This window comes from Stenotrophomonas maltophilia complex sp. Om-AH-Sm3 (assembly GCF_059337855.1).
Window position 1 is genome coordinate 31,873 of sequence record NZ_JBYBLQ010000005.1, and the last position, 18,652, is coordinate 50,524.

The 18,652-nt window shown below is 67.5% G+C and carries 18 protein-coding genes; 17 read left to right on the plus strand and 1 reads right to left on the minus strand.

Going from position 1 to position 18,652, the window contains the following annotated elements; all coding sequences use genetic code 11:
• The first annotated feature begins 8 nt into the window (after positions 1-8).
• The 13 genes from xpsF (at position 9) to pncB (ending at position 12,570) form a co-directional block, all read left to right on the plus strand.
• Positions 9-1,229, plus strand: a complete 1,221-nt coding sequence (xpsF, locus tag AC10QF_RS07785; protein WP_494542016.1) for a type II secretion system protein XpsF — start codon at positions 9-11, stop codon at positions 1,227-1,229.
• A gap of 49 nt (positions 1,230-1,278) precedes the next feature.
• On the plus strand, positions 1,279-1,722 hold the full coding sequence (gene gspG / locus AC10QF_RS07790) for a type II secretion system major pseudopilin GspG (RefSeq protein ID WP_005415225.1): 444 nt from the start codon (positions 1,279-1,281) through the stop codon (positions 1,720-1,722).
• Between the two features lie 6 nt (positions 1,723-1,728).
• The gene (xpsH, locus tag AC10QF_RS07795; protein WP_005415226.1) at positions 1,729-2,223 is read left to right on the plus strand and encodes a type II secretion system protein XpsH; all 495 of its coding nucleotides are present in this window, start codon (positions 1,729-1,731) and stop codon (positions 2,221-2,223) included.
• A complete protein-coding gene (gene xpsI / locus AC10QF_RS07800) occupies positions 2,220-2,639 on the plus strand; it encodes a type II secretion system protein XpsI (protein ID WP_005415227.1) in 420 nt (139 codons plus the stop codon). Before xpsH ends, xpsI begins: the two co-directional genes overlap by 4 nt.
• A complete protein-coding gene (locus AC10QF_RS07805) occupies positions 2,636-3,268 on the plus strand; it encodes a type II secretion system protein J (RefSeq protein WP_053499709.1) in 633 nt (210 codons plus the stop codon). The genes xpsI and AC10QF_RS07805 overlap by 4 nt, the downstream gene beginning before the upstream one ends.
• Positions 3,265-4,128 carry a type II secretion system minor pseudopilin gene (locus AC10QF_RS07810; RefSeq protein ID WP_494542017.1) on the plus strand — a complete coding sequence of 288 codons (864 nt, stop codon included), beginning with the start codon at positions 3,265-3,267 and terminating at the stop codon, positions 4,126-4,128. Before AC10QF_RS07805 ends, AC10QF_RS07810 begins: the two co-directional genes overlap by 4 nt.
• Positions 4,125-5,270: a PilN domain-containing protein gene (locus AC10QF_RS07815; protein ID WP_021203165.1), complete on the plus strand. Its 1,146-nt coding sequence runs from the start codon at positions 4,125-4,127 to the stop codon at positions 5,268-5,270. The genes AC10QF_RS07810 and AC10QF_RS07815 overlap by 4 nt, the downstream gene beginning before the upstream one ends.
• The gene (gene gspM, locus AC10QF_RS07820; protein ID WP_425507700.1) at positions 5,245-5,958 is read left to right on the plus strand and encodes a type II secretion system protein GspM; all 714 of its coding nucleotides are present in this window, start codon (positions 5,245-5,247) and stop codon (positions 5,956-5,958) included. The genes AC10QF_RS07815 and gspM overlap by 26 nt, the downstream gene beginning before the upstream one ends.
• Positions 5,948-6,736: a type II secretion system protein, XpsN-like gene (locus tag AC10QF_RS07825; protein ID WP_494542018.1), complete on the plus strand. Its 789-nt coding sequence runs from the start codon at positions 5,948-5,950 to the stop codon at positions 6,734-6,736. Before gspM ends, AC10QF_RS07825 begins: the two co-directional genes overlap by 11 nt.
• Positions 6,737-6,745: 9 nt before the next feature.
• Positions 6,746-8,953, plus strand: a complete 2,208-nt coding sequence (gene gspD, locus AC10QF_RS07830) for a type II secretion system secretin GspD (RefSeq protein WP_494542019.1) — start codon at positions 6,746-6,748, stop codon at positions 8,951-8,953.
• Between the two features lie 649 nt (positions 8,954-9,602).
• Positions 9,603-10,454 carry a glycosyltransferase family 2 protein gene (locus AC10QF_RS07835; RefSeq protein ID WP_329842808.1) on the plus strand — a complete coding sequence of 284 codons (852 nt, stop codon included), beginning with the start codon at positions 9,603-9,605 and terminating at the stop codon, positions 10,452-10,454.
• Positions 10,451-11,290, plus strand: coding sequence for a glycosyltransferase family 2 protein (locus AC10QF_RS07840; protein WP_019661014.1), 840 nt, complete (start codon positions 10,451-10,453; stop codon positions 11,288-11,290). The genes AC10QF_RS07835 and AC10QF_RS07840 overlap by 4 nt, the downstream gene beginning before the upstream one ends.
• A gap of 101 nt (positions 11,291-11,391) precedes the next feature.
• A complete protein-coding gene (pncB, locus tag AC10QF_RS07845; protein ID WP_021203170.1) occupies positions 11,392-12,570 on the plus strand; it encodes a nicotinate phosphoribosyltransferase in 1,179 nt (392 codons plus the stop codon).
• Between the two features lie 10 nt (positions 12,571-12,580).
• Here the strand turns inward: pncB and AC10QF_RS07850 are convergent, their stop codons facing one another.
• Positions 12,581-12,946 carry a hypothetical protein gene (locus AC10QF_RS07850; protein ID WP_180877090.1) on the minus strand — a complete coding sequence of 122 codons (366 nt, stop codon included), beginning with the start codon at positions 12,944-12,946 and terminating at the stop codon, positions 12,581-12,583.
• A gap of 459 nt (positions 12,947-13,405) precedes the next feature.
• On the opposite strand from AC10QF_RS07850, the gene AC10QF_RS07855 reads away from it, so the two are divergent.
• The 4 genes from AC10QF_RS07855 to AC10QF_RS07870 all read left to right on the plus strand — a co-directional run bounded on the left by AC10QF_RS07855 (position 13,406) and on the right by AC10QF_RS07870 (position 18,441).
• Positions 13,406-13,945: a fimbrial protein gene (locus tag AC10QF_RS07855; RefSeq protein ID WP_019661017.1), complete on the plus strand. Its 540-nt coding sequence runs from the start codon at positions 13,406-13,408 to the stop codon at positions 13,943-13,945.
• A gap of 85 nt (positions 13,946-14,030) precedes the next feature.
• Positions 14,031-14,759 carry a fimbrial biogenesis chaperone gene (locus AC10QF_RS07860; RefSeq protein ID WP_171953410.1) on the plus strand — a complete coding sequence of 243 codons (729 nt, stop codon included), beginning with the start codon at positions 14,031-14,033 and terminating at the stop codon, positions 14,757-14,759.
• 92 nt (positions 14,760-14,851) lie between these two features.
• Positions 14,852-17,416: a fimbria/pilus outer membrane usher protein gene (locus AC10QF_RS07865; protein WP_155030410.1), complete on the plus strand. Its 2,565-nt coding sequence runs from the start codon at positions 14,852-14,854 to the stop codon at positions 17,414-17,416.
• Positions 17,407-18,441 carry a fimbrial protein gene (locus AC10QF_RS07870; RefSeq protein WP_019661020.1) on the plus strand — a complete coding sequence of 345 codons (1,035 nt, stop codon included), beginning with the start codon at positions 17,407-17,409 and terminating at the stop codon, positions 18,439-18,441. The genes AC10QF_RS07865 and AC10QF_RS07870 overlap by 10 nt, the downstream gene beginning before the upstream one ends.
• Positions 18,442-18,652 lie beyond the last annotated feature (211 nt).

Here is an 18,652-nt window from a genome sequence, read left to right on the forward strand (position 1 = left end):
GGGCTGACATGCCGAACTACCGCTACAAGGCGCTCAATCCGCACGGTGAGGTCTTCGACGGGCAGATGGAAGCGGCCAGCGAGGCCGAGCTGATCGCGCGCCTGCAGGACCAGGGCCACCTGCCGATGGAGACGCAGCTGGCCGACGCCGGCGCGATCGGCGGCAGCAGCTGGCGCAACCTGCTGCAGCAGCGCCCCCTGCAGGGCGCTGCCCTGCTGCAGTTCACCCAGCAGCTGGCGACCCTGCTCGGTGCCGGCCAGCCGCTGGACCGCGCGCTGTCGATCCTGCTGGGGTTGCCCGAGGACGAACGATCACGCCGCGCGATCACCGACATCCGCGACGTGGTGCGCGGCGGTGCACCGCTGTCCACCGCGCTGGAACGCCAGCATGGTCTGTTCTCGCGGCTGTACGTGAACATGGTGCGCGCCGGCGAAGCCGGTGGCAGCCTGCATGAAACCCTGCAACGCCTGGCCGACTACCTCGAGCGCAGCCGCGCGCTGCAGGGCAAGGTCATCAACGCACTGGTCTACCCGGCGATCCTGCTGGTGGTGGTGGGCGGTGCGCTGCTGTTCCTGCTTGGCTATGTGGTGCCGCAGTTCGCGCAGATGTACGAGAGCCTGGACGTGGCGCTGCCGTGGTTCACCAATGCGGTGCTGCAGCTGGGCCTGTTCGTGCGCGACTGGTGGGTGCTGCTGCTGGTGGTGCCGGCGCTGCTGGCGCTGTTCTTCGAGCGCAAGGCGCGGCAACCCGCGTTCCGGCTGGCGCTGGATGGCTGGCTGCTGCATCGCCGTGGCATCGGCCGTCTCGTCGGTGAACTGGAGACCGCGCGCCTGGCGCGCACGCTGGGCACCCTGCTGCGCAACGGCGTGCCCCTGCTGGGCGCACTGGGCATCGCGCGCAACGTACTGGGCAACCGCGCGCTGGCCGACGATGTGGAAGCGGCCGCCGATGAAGTGAAAAATGGTGCCGGCCTGTCGCTGGCACTGTCGCGCGGCAAGCGCTTCCCGCGCCTGGCCCTGCAGATGATCCAGGTCGGCGAGGAATCCGGCGCCCTCGATACCATGCTGCTGAAGGCCGCCGACACCTTCGAACAGGATAGTGCCCGGCGCATCGACCGCCTGCTGGCGGCGATGGTGCCGGCGATCACCCTGGTGCTGGCCTCGGTGGTGGGCGCGGTGATCGTGGCCGTGCTGGTGCCGCTGTACGACCTGACCAATGCCATCGGTTGACGATGGCACTCCCTGCAACCCCGACACTCCGCAACTGAAAGGACCGTCCATGATTGCCCGTCGCCGACCGATCCGCCTTTCCTTCACCGCCGCGCGCAACCAGTCGGGCATGAGCCTGCTGGAAATCATCATCGTCATCGTGCTGATCGGCGCGGTGCTGACCCTGGTCGCCAGCCGCGTACTGGGCGGTGCCGACCGTGGCAAGGCCAACATCGCCAAGGCGCAGGTGCAGACCGTGGCGTCCAAGATCGACAACTACCAGATCGACACCGGCAAGCTGCCCGGCTCGCTCAATGACCTGGTGACCGCACCGGCCGGTGTTGGCGGCTGGCTCGGTCCGTACGCCAAGCCGGCCGACCTGAACGACCCGTGGGGCCACGCCCTGGAATACCGCGCACCGGGCGAAGGCCAGCCGTATGAGCTGGTCAGCCTGGGCAAGGATGGCAAGGCCGGCGGTAGCAGCGTCGACGCTGACATCCGCTACCAGCCGTAACCGCGCATGACGTATTTCCTGCCGCGCCGGTTGCCCCACCCGCGCCTGCACGGCAGGCGCGCGGCGGGACTGTCGCTGCTGGAAATGCTGCTGGTGATCGCACTGATCGCGGCGATCGGCCTGATCACCGCCGCTGGCCTGTCGCGCGGTTTCGCCGGCATGCAGCTGCGCAGCGCCGGCAAGGACATCGCCAACCAGCTGCGCATGGTGCGCGCGCAGGCAATCGCCCGCGGCGAACCGCAGCGCTTCGTCATCGAGCCGGCGCGGCGGCGCTGGGAGGGCGCCAACCAGCGCCACGGTGAGGTGCCCGCACAGCTGCAGGTGCAGTTCGAAGGCGCCGCGCAGCTGGCCACCGCGCCGGGGCAGGGCGTGATCGAATTTCATCCCGATGGTGGCTCCAGCGGCGGCCGCATCCGGTTGCAGCGCGACGGCGCCGAATGGCGCGTCGACGTCGGCTGGCTCACCGGTGAGGTCCGCTCCGGCCCCTGGCGGGCGCAATGAAGCGGCGCGCGCGTGGCTTCACCCTGCTGGAAGTGATCATCGCCTTCGCCCTGCTGGGCCTGGCGTTGACCCTGCTGCTGGGCAGCCTGTCCGGCGGCGCAAAACAGGTGCGCGATGCCGAGCTGCGCACGCGCGCGGTGCTGCATGCACAGTCGTTGCTGGCCGAGGCCGGCGTCGACGCACCGCTGCAGGTGGGCAGTCAGCAGGGTGACTGGGAACAGGGGCGCTATCACTGGGAACTGCAGGTTCAGCCGTGGGTGGAACCACGCGCTGGCAATGTCGTGCAGGCCACGTCACCGGGGACCCCATGGCTGGCAGAGCTGCAATTGCAGGTGCGTTGGGGTGACAGCGAGCGCGAGCAGCTGCGCTGGCGCAGCCTGCGCCTGTTGCCGCCCGACCTGGAGAATGCGCGGTGAGGCGCCGCGCCGCAGGTTTCACCCTGGTCGAAGTGATGCTGGCCACCGTGCTGCTGGCCGGCGGCCTGGCGTTGGCCTTTGCCAGCGTGCGCTCGGCGATGGCGGTCAGCCAGCGTGGCGAGCAGATCGCCGCCGAGAGCGAACGCATGCGCGCGGTCGAGTCCTTGCTTCGCAGGCAGCTGGCGGGCGCGTTGCGCACCCCGCTTGAGGTTCCGGACCCCACCCGCGAACCGATCTTCTTCCAAGGGGAGGAGCAACGCATGCTGTTCGCCGCCGACCTGCCCGGCTACCTCGGCCGTGGCGGCCCCTACCTGCACGCGCTGCAGGTCGACGGACGCGATGGCCAACAGCGCCTGCTGCTGGACCTGGTGCTGCTGCAGGAAGGCGAGCGCATCGCCGAGAATCCACCGCGCCCGCCCGAGGTGCTGGTGGAGAACCTGAAGTCGGTGCAGCTGCGCTATCGGGGTATCGATGCCAGCACTGGGCAGGTGACCGACTGGATGCCGCGCTGGGACGACACCCGCCGCCTGCCGATGCTGGTGGAGATCCAGATCGTGCCGGCCCGTGGAGCGCCGTGGCCACCGCTGGTGGTGGCGCTGCGCGCCGGTGGCAGCGGAGGCGCGCGATGAGGCGTCAGGCTGGGGCGGCATTGGTGCTGGTGCTGTGGCTGATCGCGTTGATGACCGCGCTGGTCGGCGCATTCGCGCTGAGCGCACGGGTCGAACACCTGCAGCAGCGCGTGCTGGATGACGATGCACGCGGGCAGGAACGTGCGCGTGCTGGCCTCGAATATGCCCTGCTGCGCCTGTCGGCCGATCCGCAGCGCGCGCCCTGGCGTGCCGATGGCCGGACCTATCGCTGGCAGTTCGACGACGCCAGCATCGAGATCAAGGTGCTGGACGAGAACGGCAAGATCAACCTGAACCTGGCCGATGCCGCGCTGCTGGCCGCCTTCCTCAAGGCGCTGGGTGAAGACGATGCCCAGGCCCGGCAGCTGGCCGCGGCCATCATCGACTGGCGTGACGAGGACAGCCTGCTGCAGCCGGGCGGTGGTGCCGAAGCGCAGGACTACGCCGCAGCCGGGTTGCCCTATGGCCCACGCAACAAGCGGTTCGAGACCCTGGGCGAGCTGCAGCGCGTGCTGGGCATGCGCGGCACGCTGTACCGGGCGATGTTGCCGCACCTGACCCTGTACAGCCGCCAGGCGCGGCCGGATCCCCAGTTCGCCAGCGCACCGGTGCTGACCGCACTGGGCCTGGATGCGGATACCGTGCTGGCGCAGCGCGCCCAGCAGGAGCGTGATGCAGATTCCGCTGGTGGTACGACAACGCTTGCCAGCAGCAGCGGCACCTATAGTATCGAGTCCGCTGCCATCGACAGCAGTGGACGCAGGTCGGTGTTGCAGGCAGTGGTACGCAGTGGCTCGGGCGGGGTTCCCGGGCGGACCTACACAGTGCTTCGCTGGGAGCAGGGAATGACAGCAAGATGACGGCATGGCAGGACAGTGTGCGGCAGGTGCAGGGCCGGATCGGCCCGGGCGCCGGCCGTTTCCTGCGCTGGTGGCGGCAATCGCTGCTGGCGTGGGTGCCGGCCCGTTGGCAGTGGGCGCTGGGCTGGGCACAGGCGCGCCTGCTGCTGCAGCGCCAGGGTGACCAGCTGCAGGTCTGGCGTGAGGCCGGTGAACGCCGCGAAGCGGTTGCCAGCGTGCCATGGCCGCTGTCGCCGGTGGAACTGGACCGCGTGCTGGAACCGCGGCTGCGCAGCCTGCCACGGGTGTGGCTGCTGCCGGCCAGCGAGGTACTGCGTCGTCATCTGCGCTTGCCCGCGGCTGCGGCCGACCGCCTGCGCGCCGTGGTCGGTTTCGAGATCGACCGCCAGACGCCGTTCGAATCGAGCCAGGTCAGCTTTGACGTGCGTGAGCTGGGGGGCGCAGCCGAGGGCCAGCTGCAGGTCGAACTGATCGCCTGGCCGCTGCGCCAGCTGGAAGCGTGGCGGGCCAGCGTGGGCGAGTGGGCCGATGCACTGGCCGGTGTCGATGCCATCGACAGCGAGGGTGAGCCTCTGCAGGTGAACCTGCTGCCACCGGCGCAGCGCCAGTTGCGCGCGGATCCCATGCGGCGCTGGAACGTGCTGTTGGCCGTGGCCGCGCTGGTGATGCTGGTGCTGGCCGCCGTGCAGCTGCTCGACAACCGCCGTGACGCTGCCGATGCGCTGCGTGCGCAGGTCGAGCGCAGTGCACGCAGTGCGCGTGGTGTCGCCAGCGAACGCGCGCAGCTGCAGGCGCTGATCGATGGTGCCGCATTCCTGGAAAAGCAGCGCAGCCAGCGTGCCGGAACGGTGGAAATCTGGAATGAACTGACCCGGCGCCTGCCGGAGGGCACCTATCTGGAAAAGCTGGCCATCGAGAACAACAACCTGCAGCTGATCGGCCTGAGCCGCGAGGCGTCGCAGCTGGTGCAGCTGCTGCAGGACGCACCGCAGTGGCGCAAGGTCAATCTGACCGGCGTACTGCAGGCCGATGGTGCTGCCAGCGGCCGTGACCGTTTCACCATGACTGCCGAACTGCAGCCGTTGCCGGCTGCAGCCCCGGCCCGGGAGGCGGCCGATGCCGATGCCAAGCGCACGCCGTGACCGCTGGCTGGCACTGGCGCTGCTGCTGGCAGTGCTGGGCCTGGCCTACCTGCTGCTGGTGCACCCCTGGTTCACCCGGCCACTGCGTGAAATCGACGCCGACGTGGCCGCCCTGCGCGAGCGCGAACAGCGCGTGCAGGCGCAGCTGCAGCAGCAGCCGCAGATCGAACAACGCCTGCGCGCCACCCGCGAGGCACTGCAGCAGCGGCCGGGCTTCCTGCGTGAGGCCACCGCCGAAGCTGCAGCCGCTGCGCTTGGCGCCAGGCTGCAGGATGCGGTGGCGATGGCCAGCCCGGGCAACCGCAGCTGCACCATCAGCAACCGCACGCCACTGGCCGACAACCGTCGTGACGCCGAGTTCGTACGCGTGGCCATGCAGGTGCGCCTGCGTTGCGGTGTGGCCGAACTGGCCACGGTGCTGCACAGCCTGGAAACCGGCAGCCCGCGCCTGTTCGTCGACAACCTCAACCTGATCGCGCAGCGCTTCCAGCAGTCGCCGAATGAATCCGGGCTCGGCCTGGACGTGTCGTTCGAACTGGCCGGTTACCTGCTGCCCGGTGCCGCTGCCGATGGCGCTGCGCCGGCACCTGCAGCCGAGCCGGGCGCGGCGCCGCAACCGCCTTCGGCTGCACCGGCACCCTCACCGGCTGCGCCGGAAGAGGGGCAGGAGGTGGCCGATGAAGCTTGAGCAGATCAGCCTGCGCACCGGTTTCCTGCTGGCACTGGCCGGCTGGGCGGCAGCGGTCTGGCTGGCCACCGGCTTCGGCCTGGGCAGCCAGCTGCCAGGTGCGGATGGCGATGCCGATGCGGTGCCTTCGTTGCCGGTGCTGCCGCCGTTGGCCGCAGAACGCATGGCCAGCGCCGACAGCTACAGTGCCATCGGCGAGCGACCGCTGTTCGCCGAGGACCGCAGGCCGAAGCCCTATCTGCTCGGTGGCAGCGAGCCTGCCGCCAGTGCCGCGTTGCGCCTGACCGGCGTGCTGCTGACCGGCGATTTCGGCATGGCCACCTTCACCACCGAACAGAACCGCTCGCTGCGCCTGCGTCTCAACGGCGAAGCCGTGGATGGCTGGCAGCTGGTCGCGCTGCAGCCGCGCCAGGCGACGGTGATCGGCCCCGGTGGCAACCAGGTCCTCGAACTGGCGGTGTTCAACGGCCAGGGCGGTGAGCCGCCGACGGTACTGCGCGGAGCAAATGGTGCACCGCCTGCAGGCGCGATTGTTGTGCCGCCCTCGGCGGGCGCTCCGCCGGCGCCGCCACCGGCCGCCGCAACCCCATCGCCGTCGCCCGCTGGCAATGCACCAGCGCCTGCGGCGGCCGCTGCAAAAACACCACCGGCCAACAACAACGGTCCCAGCGAAGCGCAGATGCAGGCCATCCGCGAACGCATCCAGGCCCGTCGCCGCCAGCTGCAACAACAGCAGCAACAACCGTCGCCGCCCCCGGGCGATGGCACCAACCGATAGAGTGAATGCATGAACCTGCGTTTTCTTCCCTGGTCCTTTGCCCTCGCGCTGCTGGTCGGCTGCAGTACGGTGTCCGCGCCGCACGTGCAGCGCAACGGCAACCTGTCGCCCAGTGCCGATGCCGGCCAGGCAGCCGACGTCGCCGCCGATGCCGCCCGCGAGAGCCAGGGCGCACCGCAGGCGGTGATCCGCCGCGGCACCGGCACCATGATCAACCGTGAGGCCGCGCGCGCACCGGCACCGGCGCTGCATGGCGCCAGCACCGGCGAGGCCACCTTCAACTTCGAAGGCGAATCGCTGCATGCGGTGGTCAAGGCCATCCTCGGTGACATGCTGGGCCAGAACTACGTGATCGCACCGGGGGTGCAGGGCACGGTCACCCTGGCCACGCCCAAGCCGGTGTCGCCGGCGCAGGCGCTGAACCTGCTGGAGATGGTGCTGGGCTGGAACAACGCACGCATGGTCTACAGCGGTGGGCGCTACAACATCGTCGCCGCCGACCAGGCGCTGGCCGGCACGGTCGCGCCGAGCACCGCGCCGGCGGCCAGTGCGCGAGGCTTCGAGGTACGGGTCATCCCGCTGCAGTTCATCTCCGCCTCCGAAATGAAGAAGGTACTGGAGCCGTATGCGCGGCCCAATGCCATCGTTAACGTCGACAGCGGCCGCAACGTGATCACCCTGGGTGGTACCCGCGCCGAGCTGGAAAACTACATGCGCACCGTCGAGATCTTCGACGTCGACTGGCTGTCGGGCATGTCGGTGGGCGTGTTCCCGATCCAGTCGGGCAAGGCCGAGCAGGTGGCTGCCGACCTGGAGAAAGTATTCGGCGAGGAGAGCAAGACGCCCAGTGCCGGCATGTTCCGCTTCCTGCCGCTGGAAAACGCCAACGCGGTGCTGGTGATCACCCCGCAGGTGCGTTACCTGGACCAGATCCAGCAGTGGCTGGACCGCATCGATACCGCCGGTGGCAGTGCCCGCCTGTTTTCCTACGAGCTGCGCTACATCAAGGCGCGTGACCTGGCCGAACGGCTCAGTGAAGCATTTGCCAGCAGTGGCAACCGCGGCGGTTCCAGTCCGGCCTCGCTGGCCCCGGGGGCGATGCCGTCGCAGCTGGGCAGCGACTCCGATCGTGGCATGGACAGCACCAACAACAACAGCAGCAGCTTCGGCTCGGTCCCGGGCAGCAGCTCCAGTGGCGGTGGCAACGGCAGCATGAACCTGCCGCAGCGCCAGTCCGGCAACGTCAGTGTCAGCCTGGAAGTGGAAGGCGACCGCGTGGGCGTGTCGGCGGTGGAGGAGACCAACACCCTGCTGGTGCGTTCGACCCCGCAGGCCTGGCGGTCGATCCGCGAGGTGATCGAGAAGCTGGATGTGATGCCCCTGCAGGTGCACATCGAAGCCCAGGTGGCCGAGGTCTCGCTCGATGGCGACCTGAAGTACGGCGTGAACTGGTTCTTCGACAACGCCGTGGCCGGGCGTGCCCTGACGGGCGCATTGGGCGGCGTGACCCTGCCGGCGGCAGCGGGTGGCTCGTGGAGCAGCTTCGCCGGTGCCGCAACGGGCGGCGAAGGCCTGGGCTGGGCATTCACCGGCCACAATGGCGCGGCGGTGGTGAGTGCGCTGGACAAGGTCACGGATGTACGCCTGCTGCAGACGCCTTCGGTGTTCGTGCGCAACAACGCCGAGGCCACGCTCAACGTCGGTGACAAGGTGCCGATCAACACCACCACGGTGAATACCGGCATCGGCACCAGCAGCTACAGCTCGGTGCAGTACATCGACACCGGCGTGATCCTGAAGGTGCGCCCGCGCGTGACCCGCGACGGCACGGTGTTCCTCGACATCGTGCAGGAAGTGAGCAGCGCCTCGAACGTGCCCGACAACTGCAATCCGACCGAGCGCAACTGCAACCCGCGCATTTCCACAAAGAAGCTGTCGACCGAAGCGGCGGTGCAGAGCGGCGACACCATCATGCTGGCCGGCCTGATCACCGATTCGGGCACCGATGGCAGCAGCGGCATTCCCGGCCTGAGCCGGATTCCGGTGGTTGGCGCGCTGTTCGGGCAGAAGAGCCGCTCCAGCCGCCGTTCCGAAGTGATCGTGCTGCTGACCCCGAGCATCGTGCGCAACAGCCTGGAAGCGCGGAATCTGACCGACGAGTACAGCCAGCGTTTCCGCGCGATGGAGCCACTGAACCAGCCGCGCGCAAAGAAGTAAGGGGTTTGCGGCCGGGCTGCGCCCGGCACCCGCCGAGGCCGGAGCAACAGCAACAGCGGGTTTACTGAGGGATGGCGGGGCACTGTGGGTTTGCGGGGACGCCGTGAATACGTCCATGTAGGCTTGGTCGCGCATCCATGCGGCTCACACCCCGCAAACCCACAGTGCCCCGCCTTCGATAGTTTCCTGCTTGCTGTTGGTAGGTGTCGACCTTGGTCGACACGATCCACGCCATGCGTGGATGACTCTCCATCGAAATCGAATATTTCGATATCTGTGAGATCTGAGCCGAGAACGGCTCGGCTCTACAGAAGAGCAGGCAGGTCGCGGAAAACTGTCGACGGTGGGGTGGGTCCGGTTGTGGGGGCGTGAGCCGCATGGATGCGGCGACCGAGCTTACATGGGTGAGGGCGCTTTGCTTGCGAAGCACTGCTTCGCAAGCGCCCGAACGCACAGCCGCCAGCGGCTGGGCCGGGCCCCGGAGGGGGACTTGCAGCGTCCCCCGCAACCGGACCCCCCCCGCCAACCCCAGGAACCCAGCTCTTGCTTCGGCTGTTGCTGTTGCCCTGGCCTGAAGCGGGTGCCGGGTGCAACCCGGCCGATACCCTCCCGGTGCTAGGCTGTGGCCACCGACAACCACGGAGGCGGGATGGGGGCGATCGTGTTGTTGCCGCTGTGCGTGGACGATGCCGCGCTCGACCGCTGCCTGCCCGCACTGGATGCGGGCACCGCGCCGGGCACCGCGGTCTGGCTGGCCGACGATGCGCAGACCGGGCCGCGTGCGCAGGCGGTGGTGGAACACTGGCTGGCACATACGCCACTACAGGCCGAGTACACCCGGCGCGCGCGGCCACTGGGCGAGGTCGCCCATCTGGACGAGATGCTGCGCGCCTGCGATGGCCTGGACGTGGCCGTGCTGGCACCGGACAGCGTGCCTGCGCCGGGTTGGCTGCAACAATTGCAGGACGCCTTCGCCCGCGATGCCGCCATCGCGACCGCAACCCCGTGGTGCAATGCCGGCGAAACCGCAGCGTGGCCACGGTTGGGCGAGATCAATCCCGAGCCCGAAGATGCGGCGCTGCTGGCACAGACCTGCGCCGCCTTGCCGGCGCTGCACCCGGAACTGCCATCGGCGGTCACCCATGCGGTTCTGGTGCGTGGCAATGCGCGCCGCCGCGCCGGTGGCCTGGATGTGGACAGCTACGCTGGCTGGAACGCGGCCCTGGTCGACCTCAGCCTGCGCATGGCCGGCCTGGGCTGGCGCAACGTACTGTGCGAGACCGCCTTTGTGAGCCGGGCGGGCGAGGCGGCCAGCCGCGATGGCGACCTTGAGGCGCTGGCTGCGCGTTGGCCTGGCTGGGTGCCGCGCCTGGCCGATTTCCTGATGCACGATCCATTGCACGGGCTGCGCGCCGACCTGCAGCAGCGCATGCGGCAGGCGATAATGCCGAAGGAACAGGGCGACCTGTTCGTTCCTTCCGCGCCGGAGTCACTCGCTTGAATGTTGCCATCGCCGCCATCGTCGTGACCTACCAGAGTGCCAGCACCATCGATGCCTGCCTCTCGCGCCTGCGCCAGGCGCAGGACGTGGCCGAGATCCGGGTGATCGACAATGGCTCGATGGATGGCACGCTGGACATCGTGCAGCGCCATGCCAGCCATGATCCGCGCGTGCGTTTCGTCGGCAACCCGGACAATCCCGGCTTCGCCGCTGCCAACAACCAGGGCGTGGCCGATTCGCGCAGCCCCTGGTTGGCCTTCATCAACCCGGACCTGATGGTCGAGCCGGAGACGTTGGCCGCACTGCGCAGCCGGGCGGAAGCACTGGGCGATTGCCTGCTCGGTGTCGAGCAGGTGGACGAGCAGGGCCATGCCGACGAAGCCGTGCGCCGCCGCGACCCGGATTTCCTGATGATGCTGCGCTCGCCGGGAAAGGGCTCGAAGCTGGCGCTGCCGCGTGACCCGCAGCAGGTGCTGCAGCGGGTGCCGGCACTGTCTGGCGCACTGCTGATGATGCCGCGTGCATTGTTCGACCGGATCGGAGGCTGGGACGCCGGGTATCGTCTGCACGCCGAAGACCTGGACCTGTGCCGGCGTGCACGCGAAGCCGGGGCCGTGGTGGCGATTGCAAACGACCTGCAGGTCACCCATGTACGTGGCGTCTCGAGCCGATCGCGGCCGTTCTTCGTTGAATGGCACAAGCACAGGGGCCTGTGGCGCTACTTTCAGAAGTTCGAGGCCAGGCAGCGTTCGCTGCCGGTGCGCGTGGCGGTGTGGGCCGCGATCTGGGGGCACGCCCTGATGCTGGTACCGCGCCTGTTGCGCAGGTCGTTGTAGGGCCGAACATGCATCCACGCATGGCGCGGATCTACCCACGCGGAGAGCCGAGCGTGCCCGCGGCCACCCCGGTTCACCCGTCCGGGCGCATAATCCGCCTCATGCCTATCATCCAGTCCCTGCTCGACACCGACCTGTACAAGTTCACCATGATGCAGGCGGTGCTCCACCAGCACCCCGGTGCCCAGGTGCAGTACCGGTTCAAGTGCCGCACGCCCGGCATCGACCTGGCCCATTACATCGACCAGATCGACGAAGAGATCGACCACCTGTGCAGCCTGCGTTTCAGCGACGCGGAACTGGACTACATGCGCGGCCTGCGCTTCGTGAAGCCCGACTTCGCCGATTTCCTCGGCTTGTTCCATCTGGACCGCAAGTACATCCAGCTGCGCGCGTCGACGGCCGTGCCCGGCGAAATCGAACTGGACATCACTGGCCCGTGGCTGCATACCATCCTGTTCGAAGTCCCGCTGCTGGCGATCATCAACGAAGTCTGGTTCCGCAACACCACCACCGCCGACTTTGCCGAGGGCGAGCGTCGGCTGCAGGCCAAGGCCGCGCTGCTGCGTGATACTCCCGGTTTCGAACAGTGCCGCATTGCCGACTACGGCAGCCGCCGCCGTTATTCGCGTGACTGGCATGCGCGCCTGCTGCCGCTGCTGCGCGATGCGCTCGGCCCGCAACTGGTCGGCACCAGCAACGTGCACTTCGCCCGCCTGTACGGCATGACCCCGCACGGCACCATGGCCCATGAGTACCTGCAGGCATTCCAGGCACTTGGCCCGCGCCTGCGTGATTCGCAGGTGGCGGCACTGGAATCGTGGGCACGCGAGTACCGCGGCGACCTCGGCATCGCGCTGTCCGACGTGGTCGGCCTGGATGCGTTCCTGCGCGATTTCGACATGTATTTCTGCAAGCTGTTCGACGGTGTCCGCCACGACTCGGGCGATCCGTTCGACTGGGGCGACCGCATGCTGGCGCATTTCCAGCAGCGCCGGGTGGATCCGCGCACCAAGGTGCTGGTGTTCAGCGATGGGCTCGACATCGCCAAGGTGATGCGCCTGTACGACTACTTCCGTGGTCGCTGCCAGGTCGCCTTCGGCGTTGGCACCCACCTGACCAATGATCTGGGGCCAACGCCGCTCAACATCGTCATCAAGATGGTCCGCTGCAATGGCCAGCCGGTGGCCAAGCTCAGCGATTCGCCAGGCAAGAGCATGTGCGACGACCCGGGCTACCTGGCCTACCTGCGCCAGGTGTTCGAGCTGCCGCCGGCGTAAGCGTGCCGGCTTACAGGTAGTCGACCACCACCAGGTAGGCGCCCTGCAGCGGCTGCTGCGTCGACGCCTGCACCCTGTAACGCTCGGAGAAGGCGATATCGCCGGCGCGCAGCGCGCTGGCCGACACCGACAGCTTCTGGCCGTGGCGCTTGCCGTCGCGCAGCGTCGCGGCCTGGCCGTTGGCCAGCGCCGTCACTTCCACCGTCGAGCCCTTGGCCGACGGCGGGCAGGCGGCCAGGCTCAGCTCGCCATGGGCCAGATTCGTCGTGCAGCCCGGCTCGGCGATGCGGCCACTGAAACGGATGCTGCCGCTGCTGGCCTGGGCCAGCGCACTGACGGACATCAGGGCCACGCACAGCAGAATGGAATTCCTCATGACACGTTCTCTGGTTCGGTGTGTCCTAGTTAGCGACAGCTTCGATCAGCCTTTAATAGGACGATTCCGAATCTGCTAGGGCCATCACCAAGAAAGAGTGATGCGCATCAAAGAAGGCGATTTCCGCCGGGAAAAGGTTTGTTTCCGTGCATGCCGAACGCGCCACCCGAAGCGTCATCCAGGGTCGCTTCTGACCTGATCCGGCGACCGTCGGGTTCCCGAACCCCCGTGGGTCCTGATTTCGGCTATCACGTCACATTTCCAGCGTCAATGAATTGACGTTCAGAAAAATAATGAGACTTTCATCACACTTGCACCTATACTTGCGTCACGGATTCAGGGAAAGCTACGTCCGAGTCCGGCCACAGGTGAGACGCAAGGATGGGTCTTGTTAGCCCGGCAGTGCTCCTTGCTTCCTCCTCTACTTCTCATCTCTTCAGTAGGGTTAGGTAAAAGCGAATGCACAAGATCAATATCATCGCCGCTCTGATGCTGGCCGCCGCTCCGCTGGCCGCCAACGCCGCCGACGGCACCATCACCTTCAATGGCAAGGTGACCGACAAGACCTGCACCATCTCGACCCCGGGCGGCAAGGACTTCGCCGTGACGCTGCCGACCGTGTCCAAGAACACCCTGGCCACCGCCGGCGCCGTTGCGGGCCGCACCCCGTTCGCCATCAACCTGACCAAGTGCAGCGCCGGCAACGTCGCCACCTACTTCGAGCCGGGTTCGACCGTCGACTTCAACAGTGGCCGCCTGGTCAACCAGGCCTCGGCCAACGCTGCCACCAACGTGCAGCTGCAGCTGCTGGGCTCGAACAACCAGTTCCTGCCGATCAAGGCGGCTGGTGCTGGCCTGGCCCAGACCAACTCGCAGTGGGTCACCGTCGGCACCGACGGCTCGGCCGACCTGAACTACTACGCTGAGTACTACGCCACTGCCGCCGCCACCCCGGGCGACGTCACCAGCAGCGTCAAGTACACGATCATCTACAACTGATCGCAGTCATGCCCCCACTGGCCGGCGTTCGCGCCGGCCGGTGTTCCGCGGCCGCTGGCCACACCCCTCGAGCGTAGTACTTCCGATGAAAGCACTCTTTCCCCGGGCGCTGCTGCTGGCAGCGTTCACGCTGCCCTTCTGCCAGAACGCACTGGCCGGCGTGGTGGTCAATGGCACGCGAGTGATCTATCCGGCGCAGGCGCGCGAAGTCACCGTGCAGGTCGACAACGTGGGCGATTCGCCGGCGCTGGTGCAGGCCTGGATCGACAGCGGCGACGCCAACCAGACCGCCGATACCAGCGATGCCCCGTTCGTGCTTACACCGCCGATCGCGCGTGTCGAGCCGGGCCGCAGCCAGGCGCTGCGACTGATCTTCTCCGGCGCGCAGCTGCCGACCGACCGTGAGTCGGTGTTCTGGCTCAACGTGCTGGATGTGCCGCCGTCCCCGGACAACGCCGAAAGCGGCGAACAGAATTACCTGCAGGTCGCGTTCCGTTCGCGCCTGAAGCTTTTCTACCGGCCGCAGGGCCTGAAGGGCGTCGCCAACGACGCGCCGGCAGCGCTGCGCTGGACCCGCAATGGCGACCGCCTGCGGGTGGAAAACCCGAGCCCCTTCCACGTCACTCTGGCCGAAGTACATGCTGTAACCGGCAGCAGTGAAAAGGCCGTCGAGGACAAGGGCGCGATGGTCGCGCCGAAGCAGAGCCTGGAGTTCGCCGCACCGGCGGGCACCGACCACGTCCGCTTCATCACCATCAACGACTACGGCGGCCGGGTGGAACACACCATCCGCCTCGGCAGCACCGGGGGCTGAACGCGCCGCGCCGGCCCCTGGCCTGCGCATCCCGCCACCGCCGCTGTGCGGCGAATTGAAGGAATGTCAGTGTGATCGGAAACAGATTGACATTGTCGATCCATCAGGCGCTTTGCCTGTTGGTTGCTGGTGTGGCCTGCCCAGGATGGGCGCTGGCGGCACCGGCCAATCTCGGCGAACAGGCGCTGATGGCGCAGAGTGGTGCGGCCAATGCGCGTGCACCGGAATCGGCCCAGTTCAACTCCAGCTTCCTGTCTGGCCAGGCCAAGCAGGTCGACCTGGCGGCCTTCAGCAACGGCAATCCGATGGTGGCCGGCAACTATCGTGTCGACGTCTACGTCAACGGTGCCTGGCAGGGCCGTCGCGATCTGCAGTTCAAGGCCGATGCGCAGGGCCGTGTCGACGCCTGCCTGCCGCTGCCGATGCTGGAAGAAATGGGCGTGGACAGCGAGGCCGTGCTGCTGCAGCAGGATCCGTCCGTGCCCACCGACAAGACCAGCTGCGTGCCGGTCCAGCAGCGCATGGCCAATGCCTATGGTGTCTATGACAGCGGCAACCTGCGCTACGACCTCAGCATCCCGCAGGTGTTCCTGCGCCGTGAGGCGCGCGGCTACGTCAACCCGGCGCTGTGGGACCGTGGCATCAATGCCGGCTTCGTCGGCTACAGCTTCAACGCCATCGACAGCAACAGCCGTGTGGAAGGTGGCCAGCGCAACCGCAGCGCCTACCTCGGCCTCAACGCCGGCCTGAACCTGGGCGGCTGGCAGTTCCGCCATGATTCCAACCTGACCTGGTCCGAGGGTGACGGCCGCCATTGGCAGAGCATCGCCACCTACGCACAACGCGGCATCCCGCAGGTGCGCGGCATGCTCACCATCGGTGAGGCCTACACCACCGGCGAACTGTTCGATTCGATCGGCTACCGTGGTGCCAGCCTGGCCAGCGACGACCGCATGCTGCCGGACTCGCTGCGCGGTTACGCGCCGGTGGTGCGCGGCATCGCCGAGACCAATGCGCGCATCGAAGTGCGCCAGAACCAGCAGCTGATCTACTCCTCCACCGTCTCGCCGGGCAGCTTCGTCATCGACGACCTGTACCCGACCGGCTACGGCGGTGACCTGGAAGTGAGCGTGATCGAGGCCGATGGCCGCCGCCGCGAATTCAAGGTGCCGTTCGGCTCGGTGCCGCAGATGCTGCGCGAAGGCGTGTCGCGCTACTCGCTGACCGCCGGCCAGGTGCGCAACAAGCTGCTGGCCGACGAACCCTGGCTGGTGCAGGGGACCTACCAGCGTGGCATCGGCAACCAGCTGACCCTGTACGGGGGCACTGCGCTGAGCGACGGCTACCTGTCGCTGCTGTATGGCGTCGGCCTGTCCACGCCGGTCGGTGCGTTCGCTGCCGACGTCACCCATGCGCGTACCTCGTTCGACCACTACGGCAGCCACACCGGCGCCAGCGTGCGGCTGAGCTACAGCAACATGATCGGCGAGACCGGCACCAATCTGACCCTGGCCGCCTACCGCTATTCGACCGAAGGCTTCTACAGCCTGCAGGATGCGCTGTATGGCCGTGATTCGGACACGCGCGGCATCGATCCGACCACCCGTGGCCGTCAGCGCAGCCAGTTCCAGATAACGCTGAACCAGCCGCTGGGACGTCGCGGCGGCGCGCTGTACGTGACCGGTTCGGTGCGTGACTTCTACGACCGTTCCGGCACCTCCAAGCAGTACCAGGTGGGCTACAACAACGCCTGGCGCTCGGTGAACTACGGCTTCTCGGCGCTGCGCACCGAGGAGGGCGTGCTCGGCCGTTCCGATACCCAGTACCTGCTGTCGATGAGCGTGCCGCTGGGCCGGGGTACCCACCCGGTGTCGTTCAGCGCCGATCTGGGCATGCGCGATCGTGGTGGCTACGACAACAGCCGCGTCGGCATCACCGGGTCGGCCGGCGTCGACAACAACTTCAGCTACGGCGTGGCGCTGTCCGATTCCCGCGAGGGTGGCACCACGGCGGTCGGCAACGCCGAGTACCGCAGCCGCTACTCCGCGTTGAACGCGACCTACAGCCACTCGCGCGATTTCCGCCAGGCCTCGGTCGGTGCCAACGGCAGCGTGGTCGTGCATCCGGGCGGCTTCACCTTCACCCCGCAGCGGGGCGACACCATGGTGCTGGTGGAAGCGCCGGGTGCGCGCGATGCGATCGTCAGCAACGCCCCGGGCCTGCGCGTAGATGGCCGTGGATATGCAGTGGTTCCGTACGTATCGCCGTACCGCCTCAACACCGTCACCCTTGACCCGCAGGGCATGGCCCATGACGTCGAGCTGGAAAGCACCAGCCAGTCGATCGCGCCGTTCGCCGGTGCCATCAGCTACCTGCGCTTCGATACCCGCAAAGGCAATGCGCTGCTGATCCAGGTACGCAATGCCGATGGCCGCAGCATGCCGTTCGGTGCGCAGGTCAAGGATGAGCAGGGCCAGCCGGTGGGCATGGTCAGCCAGGGCGGCCGCCTGTACGTGCGCAGTGAAAAGAGCCAGGGCCGCCTGCTGGTGGAGTGGGGCGCCGGTGCAGACCAGCGCTGCACCATCGATTACCAGGTTCCGTCGGGCGCCGATGCGTCCAAGACCGGCTTCATCCCGCTGGAGGCAGCATGCCGATGATTTCTTCCCGCAGCCGCACGCTGCTTGCCGCCATGGCCGTGATGGGGGGTATCGCCGTGGCCAGCCCGGCGTTGGCGACCTGCTATATCACCCAGCAGGGCTTTGTCGCGCAGGACGTGCAGATGGACATGGGGCAGATCGTGATCCTGCCCAGCCTGCCCGTCGGTGGTGTGATCAAGGAGTTGATCGTGCCGATCAACCAGCGCGACAGCATCGGTTACTGCGATCGCTGGGGCGGTAGTGCCAACGGGCGTTTCGTCAACGCCGCACAGCAAAACGCAGTCCCGGGTTTCAGCAACGTCTATGCGACCGATGTAGCGGGAGTGGGTATCCGTGTCTATCGTGATTCGGGCACCATCCAGACCTACTACCCGCACACGCTGCAATTGGGGGGCAACCGGACGTTGACCCTCAATGGTGGCCGCTTCCGCGTGGAGCTGATCAAGACCGCCGCGCAGACGGGTTCGGGCATCATCGCGCCCAACGGCCGCTTCACCACCTACTATCTCGACGGCGACGGTCCTGGCCGTCCGGAGCTGACCTCGACGTTCAAGGGCTCGGGTACCACCGTGGTCAGCCCCACCTGCGAAGTGCAGGCCGGCAGCCGCAACATCGCCGTCGATTTCGGCAGCGTGCCCAACACCACCTTCACCGGTGTCGGCTCCAAGGCCGCTGATCGCGATTTCGAGATCCGCCTGAACTGCCAGGGCAGCAACGTGGCCGCCTACCAGAGCAAGATCGGCATCCGCCTCGACGCCGACCAGGACAGCTCGAACATGCCGGGTGTGCTCAAGCTCAGCGCGACCAGCAACAGCGCCACGCGCATCGGCATCCAGATGGTCCAGCGCGACGGCAGCACCGAGCGAGAAGTGCGCTTCGGCCAGACCATCAACGTCGGCACTACGGCGCCGGGTACCAGCGTCATGGCGCTGCCGTTGCGCGCGCGCTATGTGCAGACCCAGGCAGGTACCGTCGGTGCCGGCACCGCCAACGGGCAGGCGACGTTCACCATCCAGTACGAGTAGCGCAGGTCTCCCATTGCTGAGTTTGGAGCCTCACCCCCCCGCTCCGCGGGGGGCGTTGACTGCGTCTTGATCCCGCAGACGTGAAGATCAGGGCTATCATTGCCGTACAGACACATGAATGTGATGTGCGTCATGGAAATGATCCCCTCTCCACTGCAGCGCCCCCGCTGCCGGGCCGTCGGTCTGGGTGAGGGGCAATGAAAGGATCCGG